General features: G+C 41.6%; 13 protein-coding genes. All 13 read right to left on the reverse strand.

The features are described 5' to 3' along the window. Positions 1 to 8: 8 nt before the first annotated feature. Complete coding sequence (locus G399_RS0104935) at positions 9 to 980, reverse strand: glycosyltransferase family 2 protein (protein WP_006008237.1); 972 nt, start codon at positions 978 to 980, stop codon at positions 9 to 11. Positions 981 to 984: 4 nt separating this feature from the next. After that, on the reverse strand, positions 985 to 2,076 hold the full coding sequence (locus G399_RS0104940; RefSeq protein WP_006008235.1) for a polysaccharide pyruvyl transferase family protein: 1,092 nt from the start codon (positions 2,074 to 2,076) through the stop codon (positions 985 to 987). After that, on the reverse strand, positions 2,069 to 3,337 hold the full coding sequence (locus G399_RS0104945; RefSeq protein WP_006008232.1) for an O-antigen ligase family protein: 1,269 nt from the start codon (positions 3,335 to 3,337) through the stop codon (positions 2,069 to 2,071). The genes G399_RS0104940 and G399_RS0104945 overlap by 8 nt, the downstream gene beginning before the upstream one ends. Further along, positions 3,292 to 4,686 (reverse strand): GumC family protein, encoded by a 1,395-nt coding sequence (locus G399_RS0104950; protein WP_034896268.1) that lies wholly within the window; start codon positions 4,684 to 4,686, stop codon positions 3,292 to 3,294. Before G399_RS0104950 ends, G399_RS0104945 begins: the two co-directional genes overlap by 46 nt. Positions 4,687 to 4,696: 10 nt before the next feature. Further along, positions 4,697 to 6,001: a polysaccharide biosynthesis/export family protein gene (locus tag G399_RS0104955; RefSeq protein ID WP_006008229.1), complete on the reverse strand. Its 1,305-nt coding sequence runs from the start codon at positions 5,999 to 6,001 to the stop codon at positions 4,697 to 4,699. Between the two features lie 227 nt (positions 6,002 to 6,228). Beyond that, positions 6,229 to 6,924 carry a sugar transferase gene (locus G399_RS0104960; protein ID WP_034896271.1) on the reverse strand — a complete coding sequence of 232 codons (696 nt, stop codon included), beginning with the start codon at positions 6,922 to 6,924 and terminating at the stop codon, positions 6,229 to 6,231. Beyond that, positions 6,921 to 8,222, reverse strand: coding sequence for a WecB/TagA/CpsF family glycosyltransferase (locus G399_RS0104965; RefSeq protein ID WP_148277326.1), 1,302 nt, complete (start codon positions 8,220 to 8,222; stop codon positions 6,921 to 6,923). The genes G399_RS0104960 and G399_RS0104965 overlap by 4 nt, the downstream gene beginning before the upstream one ends. 258 nt (positions 8,223 to 8,480) lie before the next feature. Continuing rightward, complete coding sequence (locus tag G399_RS0104970; protein ID WP_006008215.1) at positions 8,481 to 9,212, reverse strand: hypothetical protein; 732 nt, start codon at positions 9,210 to 9,212, stop codon at positions 8,481 to 8,483. A gap of 205 nt (positions 9,213 to 9,417) precedes the next feature. Further along, positions 9,418 to 9,627 carry an IS3 family transposase gene (locus G399_RS22920; RefSeq protein ID WP_161627083.1) on the reverse strand — a complete coding sequence of 70 codons (210 nt, stop codon included), beginning with the start codon at positions 9,625 to 9,627 and terminating at the stop codon, positions 9,418 to 9,420. A gap of 263 nt (positions 9,628 to 9,890) precedes the next feature. Next, entirely contained in the window at positions 9,891 to 11,183 is a 1,293-nt protein-coding gene (gene pncB / locus G399_RS0104975) for a nicotinate phosphoribosyltransferase (RefSeq protein WP_006008211.1), read from the reverse strand. Beyond that, a complete protein-coding gene (gene pncA / locus G399_RS0104980; protein WP_006008210.1) occupies positions 11,176 to 11,787 on the reverse strand; it encodes a bifunctional nicotinamidase/pyrazinamidase in 612 nt (203 codons plus the stop codon). The genes pncB and pncA overlap by 8 nt, the downstream gene beginning before the upstream one ends. Before the next feature lie 142 nt (positions 11,788 to 11,929). Further along, complete coding sequence (gene yiaY, locus G399_RS0104985) at positions 11,930 to 13,078, reverse strand: L-threonine dehydrogenase (protein ID WP_006008207.1); 1,149 nt, start codon at positions 13,076 to 13,078, stop codon at positions 11,930 to 11,932. Positions 13,079 to 13,287: 209 nt separating this feature from the next. Beyond that, positions 13,288 to 13,932 carry an alternative oxidase gene (locus G399_RS0104990; protein WP_006008205.1) on the reverse strand — a complete coding sequence of 215 codons (645 nt, stop codon included), beginning with the start codon at positions 13,930 to 13,932 and terminating at the stop codon, positions 13,288 to 13,290. Between the last annotated feature and the right edge of the window lie 30 nt (positions 13,933 to 13,962).

Consider the following 13,962-nt stretch of genomic DNA (forward strand, 5'->3'; position numbering starts at 1 on the left):
TTTTACCTCTAACTCTTTGAATTTATGTTAAAAGAACGACGTATCCACTTGAATAACCCGTTAATTAGGGAATGGCAAATACAAAGCTCTGTCCATAAATAAAACACTAATTTATGCATTGGCTTCAGTTTACAAACATCCATTTTTAGTAAACGCTTTGCAACAATAAAATCACCCGCACGTATATTAAGTCTGACTAAGTGACAAACGTGGGCGCCGCAATAGCGCAAGATGTCTCGCTTTAATTCGGTGTCAATTGACGGTGTTAAGGTCTTCTCTAGTAAACGGGCAGCAAAAGGCAAAATGCGTTGTGGAATATGTCTATCACATGCGCGATTTTCAGCGTCGGTGTGGTATAGCAATAAAACCAATGGGGAGAATACGATTTGCGATTGGAGTGCAACGCGACAAAACAGTTCTTGGTCTTCGCCCATAGATTCACCGATGGGGAAACCGCCTAACTGATCAAACAAATATGATGTAATTACACAACTAGATACCATGAATGGAAGATCCCCATTTGAGGCTACCGCAAAATAATTTTCTAAAATGCACCCCGTTGGCGATACATTCTTTATTGCTAACTTAGGGTCAATATAAATATCTTGTTTAACGACTTTCTGATAATGACTTGCAAAGAAACTCTGCTCAGGAAAGCGTAAGATTAAATTATGCATTTCAGCTAGGAAAAAAGGCGACCACTGGTCGTCAGCATCAAGAAAAGCAATATAAGGAAAACTAGCTAAAGACACGCCTAAGTTTCGAGCTGCTGATACCCCCTGATTTGTTTGTTCAACAATCCTTAAATTGGGCATATTAAGTTCTCTTACTTTCTCAGCACTACCATCAGAAGAACCGTCGTCTACAACGATAATTTCGGCAGCAGCGTAGCGCTGCGCGGATATCGATTCAAGTGTTTTAGTCACGCTATCAATTTTGTTGTATAGCGGGATAACAACTGAAAACTGTATTTTATTCATCCGTTTATCTCCAATTTAACAAAGAAGCTTGTATTGCTCCTTCTGTTGTCATAAGCGGTTTTGCAAACTCCGTACCAAGACTCTGTTTTAGTGTATTTACTACGCTATCAGAACAAACCTCTAGTGCATCAAATTGATATTCCTCAGACATTCCTATTTGCTCACACCAATTTTTACACTTAATATGATAGTTAATTGATAATGATGGTGTTTTCGCCATAAAAGACAGAATCGAGGCATGCAAACGCATACAAACGGAGGCCTTAAATCCTGCGATCCTTTGTAACACCCTAAATGGATTTGGGTCATATTGAATATGAGTTACCGGAATATTTTGGTTCAATTGGTCAATGATTTTACGATGTATTTGAAAATCACCGAAATAATAATGTGCATTAAAATCAACAAGATAAATTGGTTCACGAGTCTCTGACCAGATTCGTTCAATTATATCAACCGCACTTTGAATGCGTCTAAATTCGATTTTATTGTCTGTATTACCATATGCATCAATTGCTTGTTGGCAAAAATTAAACATGATGCCACTTCGTTCAAGCTCAACGAGTGTATTTTTTGTATTGCAAAGCATTGTAGGGGCCAAGTCAAAAGTTAATTTAACATTCGCCTGAGGGCATAAATCTTTTGCCATATCATAGCTTTGCTTATCTCTTAAACCAATGAAACCGCATTCAGAGAGAAACTTAGCACACGCTTTTTCCGCACCTACTGATGTAAATGGACCTAAGCCAACACCTGCACATCGACTTTGTTCCCTGCCCGCTAGAGCGATAAGGTGACGCTTAAATTGAATATCAGATTCTGTATGCAAGACTGACCCACCACCAAAGATTATCTTTTCACTTTGCAACGCATTTTTATAATGCGAAAGTCGTTGGTGACCACGAAACAGAGCATTTGGTATGGCTTTAATATCACCAAATTCGTGGCATTTGATATCAGTAGCACTGCTGACGATGTTATTTTGAGAAGATAATAAATGATGACTTGCCCAGCGGGCGGAATAAAGTAAAGCGTCATCGCCTGTATTGTGCATCCCATAATAGCCAACAATAAAGGCATTAAATTGTTTAAACATAGGATCTCCTACTTTGAATTTGTTTAAATACCATTCCTATCCAAAATAAAGCCGGCCAGTATAAATAAGCTAAAATTTCTAAGTTTTCGAAAAAACTATAACAAAAAAATACAATTAAGAAACATAAAGCCGCTAGCACTTGACTATTTTTTTGAAAGTAAAATAAGCAATAAATTATGCTTATTCCCAAAGGAATGGCTAAAGCAACAAGGCCAACGAGGCCCTTTATAAATAGCAAGCCAAACCAAGTATGATGGGAACCGATAGGCATAAATTCGACCAGTTTATCACCAGATTCAACGGCCCCATGGCCCCAAATTGGTGCTTCGGCTTGCCAACGCTGGAATGCCAAATTCTCCAGTGCAGAACGCACTCTTGTTGATGCTGGGCGGGATTCTTTAACTTGCTGATATGAATCCATAACTAACTCATATAGTGGCTCGCCCAAAACAAGTACAATAGGAACAACGATACCGAGAGTAATAAGTACCCAGGGATTTTTAAGGTGTTTGGCAAGTAAAAACATAGGGATAATGGTAATGAAAATAGCCAGCCCCGCCCGAGATTGTGACAGTAGCACCATCATAAAGCAGCCAGTCACTCCCCAATTACGTAAATTTTTATCTTTCTCCTGAAGACAAAAAATAATCAGAACGCAGCTTAACAAACCGGCCGCTGGCGCCCATGGGGCGAAAAACTGCCAGCGACCAGCACCTGTCTCAGGGTTCATTCCGTAAAAACTGACTGTAAAGAAAATATCTCCGGCCCCGCCTAGCACTTGTAATGGTGAAACGAACAGTTGGCCAGGTATTCGTAGGCTATATAATAAGAACGTCAGGGATGCAAAAATAGCAGTGTGCTTACAGACAATGCACGCTCCTCGAACAACGCTTTCAGGCTTAATGCTAACCAAGGAGCCCAGAAGTGGGAATATTGCTATTAGTGCCCATCCCTTTGCCCACCCAATCGTACTTTTAATCGTTTTTGCAAACCCCAAAGACCATTGTGCGTGTGCAATCCACAATGAAAGCAACATAACTAACATGCCGATGACCCAAAGCCAAACAATGACAGGAACCGAACTGAACACATTGTTGCCCTCAACAAAAGCTCTCAACAATACGATGCCTAAGATCACCCATCCTAACGCTGACCCCGTAATGTATAGTCCACCGATAGCATAGATAGGATATGTGGCAATTAAAGCCCAATAAATTAATTTCGCTTCAGTAGTAGTTTGACAAGGCGTCTGCGATTGCATAATACGGTTACTCCTGAAGTTATAAATATGATGCCAACCGCACCAGCAACTAATCCGAGTACGGTGATTGGACTATCTACTTCCGTGGGTGTAGAAGGTGTCGTTAATACTTGAACTACCGGATACGAAGCAAATACATCGGCTTTTCCAGCTTCTATTCGCGCAGCAGCAGAGGTAAAAATGGCTTCAGCCAAATCAAATTCTTTTTGCAAGCGATCTAACACTGCAGATTCTCGCGCATACAACTTTACCTGGTCACTAAGCTGCAGTTCAGTGCGTTTTAAGTCTGCTAATTCAGCCTGAATTCCTGAATGCAGAGCAGATGCTTCAATCAAATCAGCAAACATTTGGGCTCGCTTTGGATTTAATTCTAAATTTAAACTGGTAAACGAAGTCGATGCATGTGGACCTGCAATCTCATTGCTTCGATTTAATAATGATTTTTTTGCAGCGTTATAGCGTAGCTGCTCTGCAATGACTTTAGGGTGTCCTTCTCCCCAGCGAGATTGATACTCAGACAATAGCGCAGTACTTGCATCAAGTTCCTTGAGCAATCCTCTAAATTCAACGTCCGACTGCAGAATAAACGCTTTGCCTGCCAGGTCAGATGATACACCTAGGTTTTGGCTCAGACCATGACGGTAGTTTGCTAAATTTTTTACTTGGGCATGTAGGTAAATTTGTTTTTCTTTGAGTGATTGTAGGCTTGCGACCAATAATTCAAACTGAGCTAGAGACACCAAAAATGATCGTTGTTGAAATTCCGTAACGTTCGCTCTTGCTTGATTCAATTTGACTCGGTAGTCATCTAAAACTCCCTGTATACTTATATCGCGACGAGAAACTTCATCTTTACGTAAACGCGTTAGTTCTTGTTGCAAACTGTCATATAAAGCCCATGCTTTACGATTTGCTTGCGCCGCACTTTTACCGGTGATACTTATACCGAGTATCGATGTTTGTTCTGTTAATACAATTTTAGGTTGACCAAAGTCGGCGCTTGTCATCTCAGTTTTTTGACTGGCTAAAAACAGTACACCGCGACTTAACAACATCTCTTTATAATTGACTCGAGGATTAAAACCGCCCGATGAAAATGGCGCACTGGTTTGCGATACAACTTGACCTACATTATCTATAGAAACGTTAGATGAAGCACCAGTCCCCGGTAAAACTAATTCCAATTCACTCTTATATGTCGGCGCTTTCTCCAAGTATAAGATAACAAACGCGGTGATTAGCAAATAGCAACACAAGGTAAAGATTAAATACGGCCACTTCAAAGTGCGGTAAACAGTTGCTTTAAAACGAGCAGCAGGGGAAAGGACAGCAATAGCATAATTTTTCATGAGTATATACTCAAAACAGTAAGGTAAAAGGTGTTAGTAAATCTACAATAGTTTTAGCAACGTCACGTAAATTGGTCACTCCAGAGTCGTAACATGCAATCGCATCGTCAGGCATAACATAAGGGTTTATGTCATCTCGGTTTGCATGTCTCATTAATTGCTCAATTGAACGCTCAATTACTTGAGTCTCATTAGTGATGGGGTTCACGCTAGCTAACATGACTTTCCGTGGAGCATTAGTCCATTCTTTACCGCCAACACAGTTTGCAGATACAGCGGCTTGGAGCAGCTTGGTACCATACGGTAAATTTGTCGAGTAACGCCCGACGGCAGCGCTAGAATTACTCTGCGCTGAATCAATTAGATTTGACATAAATACACGAAAACCCTTTGGTGTAATTTGACTGGGACGTACTAAGTAGGATTGAAAACAACCAGTACTTGGCACAATGACTTGGTCGCCAGCAATTAGTGGATAATCGTGAACAGGGACACCAGAAAGTATGCCTGTAAGATCTACCTCTATTTGCCAGCCTTGACGGATCAAAATAATTTGATCTATTTTGGCATCAGGTCTTACGCCATGTGCTCCTCTGATCGCTTCAGACAACAGTCTCATATTACTGTAATCACCATCAGCTACAACGCGCTGGTCCATTTCTGCGTTTGCGTGCGTTTTATTAATCAATACTCTACCAGGCTTAAAAACGGCGCCTGTGACAGGTATTTGAATGGCAGCTAAATGCAGTATTTTTATATGCACTGTGGCCATTGCGGGGCGAAATATGCCGGATTTAATCAACGCTAATTCTATTCTTTCAGAGAGTTCTCTAGGTGATAGTCCGGAAGCATCAATCGCATCAATAATAGGTAAGCTTAGCAAGCCCAAATTATCCAAGACATAGTTACCACTAAAACCTTCCCCATATTCCATTGTAACTTCAATTAAATCACCTGGGCTGAGTGGCAGCGCATTGCGAGCTCGAATATTCGCTATGGGCCTTGGCGCTTGTGTTGATGCTGATGATAAAATAGGTTTATCAACGCGATAATTTAGAGGGGCTGCAAAATCCTGACGAGCGTCACAATTTAATGTCGCAGAGAACACATTCTGAGCAACGCTTTGCTGAGTGAACAAGTACCCATTTTTATTACGTTCACCATAAAACTCACCAGACCGATTTTCTATTACCTCCAAACTGTGTTGCTGCTGTGCGCATCCAGATAAAATTAACACCGTCATTATCACGGATATTAATACCGAAAACTTACTGGTAGCTGTTAAAATGTATAATTTTCTAGCTAAAGTTTCCATTCGATGTCCTGTACTATTTTGATATTAATACAGGTTATCTAGCACCTTACGAGCCAACTTTTAACTGGTTGTTTTAAATGATATTTTTATTTTAAATCATTGTTTTTTTGCAATTTGCAAAGCAAAAAAAATGACATTCTTGAATTGCGAACCACGCTGAAATTAAAAAAGCCGGATGCTATTCGCACCCAGCTGACAATTTTATAAGTTAACAATTTGATTATTAGTTAATAGGCACCGTTTGCAGTTATCACGGTTGGAACCGTCACCAATAAAATATAGATATCTAAGCAAATACTTTGTTGATTAAGATAACGTTGGTCTAGTTCAACTTGTGTTTGAAAGTCAGTATTTGCACGTCCTGACACTTGCCATAATCCGGAAAGACCCGGAATACCGTTTAAGCGGCTTAATGCGCTAGTGGGATATGCATCAACCTCCGCTGATAGTCCCGGACGAGGACCTATTAATGCCATGTCTCCAGTCACAATATTGAACAGCTGAGGGAGTTCATCTATTGAGTATTTGCGAATAAAACGCCCTACTTTAGTGGTTCTAGGATCTACTTTGTATTTTTTACAAACCCCATCTCGATCATTTGTTGTTTGATCAGGTTCTTGATAGAGAGGATCCGTTTTTAAATGCATCGAACGAAACTTATACATGCGAAAGTGCCTACCGAATTTGCCAATGCGATCTTGGCTAAAGAAACAGTTACCCCTGCTTTCCATCCGAATCAACAACATGCTTATCAATAAAATAGGAGAAAGAATGATGAGAGCAATTAACGCAACAAAACGCTGAATCGACATAGGAATACCACGATGCTTACCCAAAGAAATGTGAGGATCGCTTGTCTCACTGTCAATGATGTTGGGTGTTTTGAGTACGTTGAGTGTTTTGAGTGTGCTTGAATACATCATGATTGAAATCCTCGCTTTGCACGGTTAAAAATAAAAGTGTGAATTAGAAAAAGTGGATTACCGATTACATAGCGATTAAATTTAGTTTTCGGTTCTTGTAGTAACCTCCATACCCATTCCATGCCTAACTCACGCATCCACAAGGGTGCTCGAGTGATATTGCCGGAATAAAAATCAAATAGACCGCCAACCGCTAATGCCGTATTGCATTGTAATTGCGCTGCATTTTTTTCTAGCCACTCCTCTTGGATCGGCGAGCCCATTGCCACTAATAAAATGTCGGCACACGATTGATTAATCCGAGAAATGACATCATGTGTCTGTTCTGTGCTGAAGTATCCGTCTTGGCTGCCAGCGATGTTTAAGTTTGGATAAATCTTTAATAAGTGTTGCGCGGCTTTATCAGCGACGCCAGGCTTGGAGCCCAGCATATAAATAGATTTTTTCGTTTTTTGCGCCGCCACACATAAATATGGAAGCATATCGGTACCATTTACATTTTCACAGATACGCACACCAATATATTTGGCCGCAATACGCATACCGGATCCATCGGCGAAACAACGATCACCACGATTGATTCGCTCTCTTAAAACAGGATCATTAACCGTTAAATTTACCGAATTTACATTAATGAAATAGCCAATCTTACATTTGATATTGGTTTTTTTTATGGTTGACGTTGCCAGCGCCCATTCAACCGCTAAGCGCATGCTGTGATTATGAATAGTTAAACCAAACAATGTAAATTGCTGAGGTTGCTTGAGTTCAGTAGACGCTTGATAGAAAAAAAAGTGAGATAATGCTCCTCTAACTAACAGCGAAAGATAAGCAAGGCGTCCTGCTGAAACTTGCTGCTCAATAAGATCATATGGTTTAAGTACAGCGATCCCACTTAGCTGATGCAATCCAACGCGACTAATTAGGCCAGCTAAACAATGCCCAAAGCGTTGTAACTTTGCTCTCTCTAACCCGCTAAACGAATCTTGTAATGGTAAACCACAAAAACGAATGTTTTGTGTAACAACACTCCACAATACGCCAATCTCCCTTACAAAACCGCAGTGACAGCGATGCAGCGTGACTAGTCTACCGAGGCAATCATATTTACTAATAGATCGTATAAAAGGCTTTCTCTGTACTTTTGAAATGAGTAAGTTAACTAAGAAAATCGGACTTAAAACCAATATTAGTAATAAACTGATGGGCATATCAATGAAGATATAACTGCTTTTAACTGCGGGCAGCTCGACGCTTTCCTTACACCCTGTTACTTTAAAACTCATCTTGCTTTGCATAAGCCACCCCGAATATCACAAATCAGTTTAATTACCATGAAAACAGTCATAATTCGCTGCCTGCTAATTCATTTACTGCTTGCTCTGCGTAACTTGTGCCAAGTTTTTATTTTATTTTAAGCTATTGATATATATAAAATTAATAGATGGTTTAATTCGGATACAGATTTTTAATAGTGACTATTTGCATTTTGAAAATGCGCAATAAGAAAACTTTTTAAAATGAGAAGTTAAGATGAGAGTCGTAAAAGTACGAAATTAGTGCTCTTCAAAGCGCGTGTATTGTTTGATCACTGCATTCGTTAGAGTCGCCAGAGGATCTGTTTTTTGCGTATAGAATTTGTATTTGCTAGCAATATATTTTAATTTTGCAATTGCCTTTGTCATTCTTGAAATAACTTTATGACAAAGACTCAAAAAAACACTTCTACGTAAGGGACCAAAACAAAAGTGACGGATATAATCATCTAAGTCCGTGTCGTAAGTATTGTTCCAACGCCTATCTATTACTTCAATAAAAGTACGTTTTTTGGAATATTTAATAATGTGACCATTTTCGCCCCAACCGACACTGTCTTGATCTGAAACAGCGGTCATGCGACTAGACAAAACGGTTTTAAGCCATGCAATGGTTACTTCATGATTGAGCATAAACATAACACCTGAGTTGAATCTTCCGGTATAACTTTTAGCCAGATAAACAGACTTCTCGGGCTGAATTGTTGTTTCAATTGCGGGCGCTACCTCATTAATGTAAGCATCAGCATCGACGAAAAGTACTTTCTGATAACCCGCGTTGAATGCAGCTAAGGTAAGAGTCAATTTTAACCAGCAGCATTCTGCTCCAAGTCCTGTAATAAATGGACGAGTGACAACTTGATAACAATAACCGTGTTTTTTTGCATACTTTTGATGTGAGGCAATACAGTCTTTATACAACCATTGATAGCCGTTTAGGGCGATACTAAATATTAATAGGTCTGACTTCATCATATTCCTTTAGTACATCAATATTTTCATTAACGCATTCAATTATTATTACAAGACTCTGAACGAGTAAAACCAGTTAGCTACATTGCCTGCAAGAAACAATCCACCCTCTAATTTTTTTCATTTATTTTTAAATCTTAAGATTGTTTTTTCACTTGATTTTTATCAAAAAAGTGACCGTATTTTATCGTATTGCGTGAAACTGTTATTCAAGTAAGTTCTTTGCAAATAGAAACGTTGCTTGCGTTTGGAGCGAACGTCTTGCTCTTCTAAGTGGACGTCTCTTTAAGCTTTTTTGGCGCATCAGTTCAGCTATCCGATTAACACCGCAGTAATGTCCCAAAGCATTTATTTCAGCGCACATACTTGGAGTTCCGCACACACCACGGTAATTGCTATGAATGTCTTTTAACAACTGAATATATTTGGTAAGAATTACATCTAGTCATAAAACACCTTCAGTGGTATCGATGTATACCATTTTCAAAGTGTCTACAAAATTGGGGTAGAACTACAAACCCATCTGATGGAGGCCATTCCTAAAGATGAGTTTTAGTAAAAATGCACCAATATAACGCTAAATGCTAATAACGGCTTGCCCTTTCCAGCACTAAAATATGATACTTTACTTTCGATTTAAATCCGTGCGGCGGTGACGCTCACATCGGCCTATACCCGTTAAACGCGAACATCCAATGCCTCTTGCTCGCCGACACCAAAGACACGTTTGTAGCGGTCAATTTCCGACGCTGGCCCCATCGCTTTATTAGGATTATCAGACAGTTTCACGGTTGCTTTTCCATTCGCAGAAACGGCTTTACAGACCAGTGAAAAAGGCGATAAAGCATCATTAGACACAAGTCCTCGAAAATCGTTAGTCAGCAAGGTACCCCAGCCAAATGAAACTCGCACACGACCTACAAACTGTCGTTGTAGTTCGATAATTTTCTGAACGTCCAAGCCATCGGAAAATATCACCAGCTTTTGAGTTGGATCCTCACCACGCGATTTCCACCAGTTGATCGCAATTTCGGCACCCGTCGCGGGATCGCCGCTGTCGACCCGAATACCGGTCCAACCTGCCAACCAATCAGGTGCATCTTTTAGGAAGCCCGTGGTCCCATAAGTGTCCGGCAGGATCACGCGCAGATTGCCGTCATATTCGTCCTGCCAGTCGGATAGAACTTTATAAGGCGCATCACGCAGCGTCGCGTCGTCTTCGGCTAGGGCCGAATACACCATGGGTAATTCATGGGCGTTCGTGCCAATCGCTTCCAGTTCTCGGCGCATGGCGATCATACAGTTAGAAGTGCCGACAAACTTGTCTTTAAGGCCCTCTTGCATTGCCTGAACACACCAGTCTTGCCAAAGATAAGAATGCCTGCGACGCGTGCCAAAATCAGCGATCCGCAGATCGGGAACCTCACGTAGTGCCTCGACCTTTTGCCAAACCTTGGTCATGGCACGGGCATAAAGGACCTGAAGTTCGAACTTGCCCATCCCTTTAAGGACGGCGCGGCCGCGTAACTCCATCAGTACGGCCAAGGCGGGAACTTCCCACAACATCACCTCAGGCCAAGCGCCTTTAAAAGTCAATTCGTATTGACCGTCGCGTTTTTCAAGTTGGTAAGGAGGCAGACGCAGACCTTCAAACCACTCCATGAAATCAGAACGGAACATCTGTCGTTTGCCGTAAAATGTATTGCCGCGCAGCCACGTACTTTCGCCCCTTGTCAAAGAAAGCGAGCGGATATGATCGAGTTGTTCACGCAATTCGCCCTCATCAATCAACTCAGCCAGTTTAATATGTTTTGAGCGGTTGATCAGGCTAAAGGTTACTTGGGTGTCAGCATTATTACGAAAAACGGACTGGCACATCAATAACTTATAGAAATCCGTGTCGATCAGCGAGCGGATAATCGGATCTATTTTCCACTGACGGTTCCAGACTCGGGTGGCAATATCAATCATGTTTAAGTTTCACTCCGGCAGCATGCATCTGGGTTAGCGTGACGTCAAGGGACCCATTTAGGTCTATACCGCGGCAGGCGGTCATATCGACAGTGACTTTAAAGCCTAATCTGGCTGCATCAAGCGCCGAATAGGCGACACAGAAATCGGTGGCAAGGCCGACGATGGTAACCGTGTCGAGGCCACGTGTGCGCAAGTAACCCTCGAGCCCTGTGGGGGTTGTTTTGTCATTCTCGAAGAAGGCAGAGTAGCTGTCTATCTGGGGACGGAAGCCCTTGCGAATGATCAGATCTGCGCTGCCGGTTTCAAGGACGTCATGAAAGGCCGCGCCATGTGTGTTTTGGACACAATGATCAGGCCACAAAATCTGAGGACCGTAGGACATGTCAATTAGGTCATAGGGGGATTTTCCATCATATGACGAGGCAAACGAGGTGTGCCCTATGGGATGCCAGTCTTGCGTCAAAATACGTGCGGTAAAGTCGGGCAGCATGGCGTTTATGGACCCGACAATGGCGTCTCCATCGCGCACGGCTAACGCGCCATTCGGGCAAAAATCATTCTGAACGTCAATGACGATCAGCGCTTCATTGGCTGCTCGCATGATAAATCTCCCTTGGCTTCAAATACCTGAGGTATTTCGTCAAATGTTCCGAAAGGGTAAACACTATATCTGATCTATGCAACGAGGTTTTTTCAACTTACTCGACCAAACAACAAGCACATTGCCGTTTGGCCTATTGGTTTTACATGGCCGCGAGGAAAATTTTACAAATTTCTTCGTGGCTTGCTTGTTTAGGGTTTGTTAAGCCACAAACATCTTTTAATGCATTATTTGCCAACAATGGAATATCATCGACTTTGACACCTAAGGTTCCTAGTCCGGCGGGTATACCTACTTTTTTGGCTAACTTTTCAATGGCATTAATAGCCGCATTTGCGCCCTGCTCTGCAGACATGGTGAGGACATTAACCCCCAAACTATTGGCAATCTCTTTTAAACGTTGTGAACATACTTGTGCGTTATAGCGCTGCACATGCGGTAGTAACACCGCATTACAAACGCCATGAGGCAAATCGTAAAAACCGCCTAATTGGTGAGCCATAGCGTGAACATAGCCTAGTGAGGCATTGTTAAATGCCATACCTGCCATAAATTGAGCATAAGCCATTTGTTCTCTTGCTACTATATTTTTACCCTCTTCAACCGCTGTCGGTAAATTGGCCTGAATAAGTTCGATGGCTTTTAGTGCCACTGCATCAGTAATAGGAGTCGCCGCAGTAGAGACATAGGCCTCAATGGCATGAGTTAATGCATCCATGCCCGTTGCAGCGGTCAATGATGCTGGCATGCCAATCATCAGTGACGGATCATTAACCGACAACACGGGTGTCGTATGTTTGTCAATAATAGCCATTTTTACATGACGTTTTTCATCAGTAATGATAGTAAAGCGTGTCATTTCTGACGCAGTGCCTGCAGTAGTGTTAATCGCGATTAAAGGTAATTGAGGTTTTTTAGATTGATCAACACCTTCGTAATCAGCTATTTTTCGACCGTTGCTAGCAACTAATGCAATACCTTTAGCGCAATCATGTGGCGAGCCACCTCCTAAAGAAACCACGAAATCACAATCATGTTGTTTGAGTAATGCTAATCCATCGTTAACATTACTGATTGTTGGATTCGGCTGTGTTTTATCAAATACGACACTGGCAATGTGTTGTTCGTCCAGTAAATCAGTAATGTGTTTTACGACTCCTATTTTATTTAACACTTTGTCGCTAACAATAAAACCCTGTTTAAATCCTTGCTCTTTTATATAATTAATAGCTTCCATCAAGCTACCATCGCCAATAACATTTAAAGACGGCATATAAAACGTTGTACTCATAACATGCTCCTTTAATAGATCAGCTATTTTGTACCATGAAAAAAATTTAAACGGCTTGATGTAAAACATAGAACAACGATTAATTGCATTTTATATGATAATAAATCATTAGCTTACAATGTAAGGTTTAAGCAGCATACTCATACCCTAAGGAGTATTAAGCCTTAAGCGAATCGCTTCGATTGCTGTTGCCGAAATACCCGAGCTAATTAACTATAGTTATCGGCAAATTGATGATTCACATCTCTGTGACCCGCTTCATCGTTTCTGACGGCTATAATGACATCGCGCAGAGTCGCATCTGCGGGTAATTTCCAGTAGTCAATCGCAATCTGGGGAGCGTTCACGTTCTCCAAGCGACCGCTATCTACCTCGGCGAGATATTCGCTGTAGCTATACACCGCCTCTTCTTCGAAATAGCCAACTAGTCGGTGCGCGGTTCGGCCAGAGACAACATAAAGAAACAAGAAACTGGTGAAAAAAACACCTTGAGCTAGCAAAATCAACATCCGTTCGAAAAAGCTCGGCTGAGCAATTTGCACAAACGTCAGCAGATGCATGCGTTCATTTTCAGCTTCCTCCAACAGTGTGTGGATCGCCTCCCTATCGTCTTTCATCCGTCGAAGTGAGCGCATGTGACGTATCATTCCACCAACCATCCCCGGCACTGCAGCCACGGTTTCCAACACTACCGCCCGGTGACCATAGCGCTTAGCAAAGAAAAGGTCCGCAAAAAAGCGTAACAACTTGGTCAAGCGAAAAGCCAAGCGATCAGAAAAACCCGAGGGAGTATGATGTTTGCTTAACGGGTCGTCGTTGTGTGCTTGTGAAGAAGCCTCAAGTGCTTCGTTCATGGTAATAACCTCCAAAAAAAGTGTTAATAC

Origin of the sequence: Brumicola pallidula DSM 14239 = ACAM 615 (genome assembly GCF_000428905.1) — a bacterium.
Taxonomy (GTDB): Bacteria; Pseudomonadota; Gammaproteobacteria; order Enterobacterales; family Alteromonadaceae; genus Glaciecola; species Glaciecola pallidula.

Excerpts from the sequence above, each read along its gene's own strand:
- G399_RS0104935 (WP_006008237.1), bottom strand. The coding sequence starts at position 980 with ATGAATAAAATACAGTTTTCAGTTGTTATCCCGCTATACAACAAAATT.
- G399_RS0104965 (WP_148277326.1), bottom strand. The coding sequence starts at position 8,222 with ATGCAAAGCAAGATGAGTTTTAAAGTAACAGGGTGTAAGGAAAGCGTC.
- G399_RS0104960 (WP_034896271.1), bottom strand. The coding sequence starts at position 6,924 with ATGATGTATTCAAGCACACTCAAAACACTCAACGTACTCAAAACACCC.
- G399_RS0104990 (WP_006008205.1), bottom strand. The coding sequence starts at position 13,932 with ATGAACGAAGCACTTGAGGCTTCTTCACAAGCACACAACGACGACCCG.
- pncB (WP_006008211.1), bottom strand. The coding sequence starts at position 11,183 with ATGATTGATATTGCCACCCGAGTCTGGAACCGTCAGTGGAAAATAGAT.
- G399_RS0104955 (WP_006008229.1), bottom strand. The coding sequence starts at position 6,001 with ATGGAAACTTTAGCTAGAAAATTATACATTTTAACAGCTACCAGTAAG.
- G399_RS0104945 (WP_006008232.1), bottom strand. The coding sequence starts at position 3,337 with ATGCAATCGCAGACGCCTTGTCAAACTACTACTGAAGCGAAATTAATT.
- G399_RS0104970 (WP_006008215.1), bottom strand. The coding sequence starts at position 9,212 with ATGAAGTCAGACCTATTAATATTTAGTATCGCCCTAAACGGCTATCAA.
- G399_RS0104940 (WP_006008235.1), bottom strand. The coding sequence starts at position 2,076 with ATGTTTAAACAATTTAATGCCTTTATTGTTGGCTATTATGGGATGCAC.
- yiaY (WP_006008207.1), bottom strand. The coding sequence starts at position 13,078 with ATGAGTACAACGTTTTATATGCCGTCTTTAAATGTTATTGGCGATGGT.
- pncA (WP_006008210.1), bottom strand. The coding sequence starts at position 11,787 with ATGCGAGCAGCCAATGAAGCGCTGATCGTCATTGACGTTCAGAATGAT.
- G399_RS0104950 (WP_034896268.1), bottom strand. The coding sequence starts at position 4,686 with ATGAAAAATTATGCTATTGCTGTCCTTTCCCCTGCTGCTCGTTTTAAA.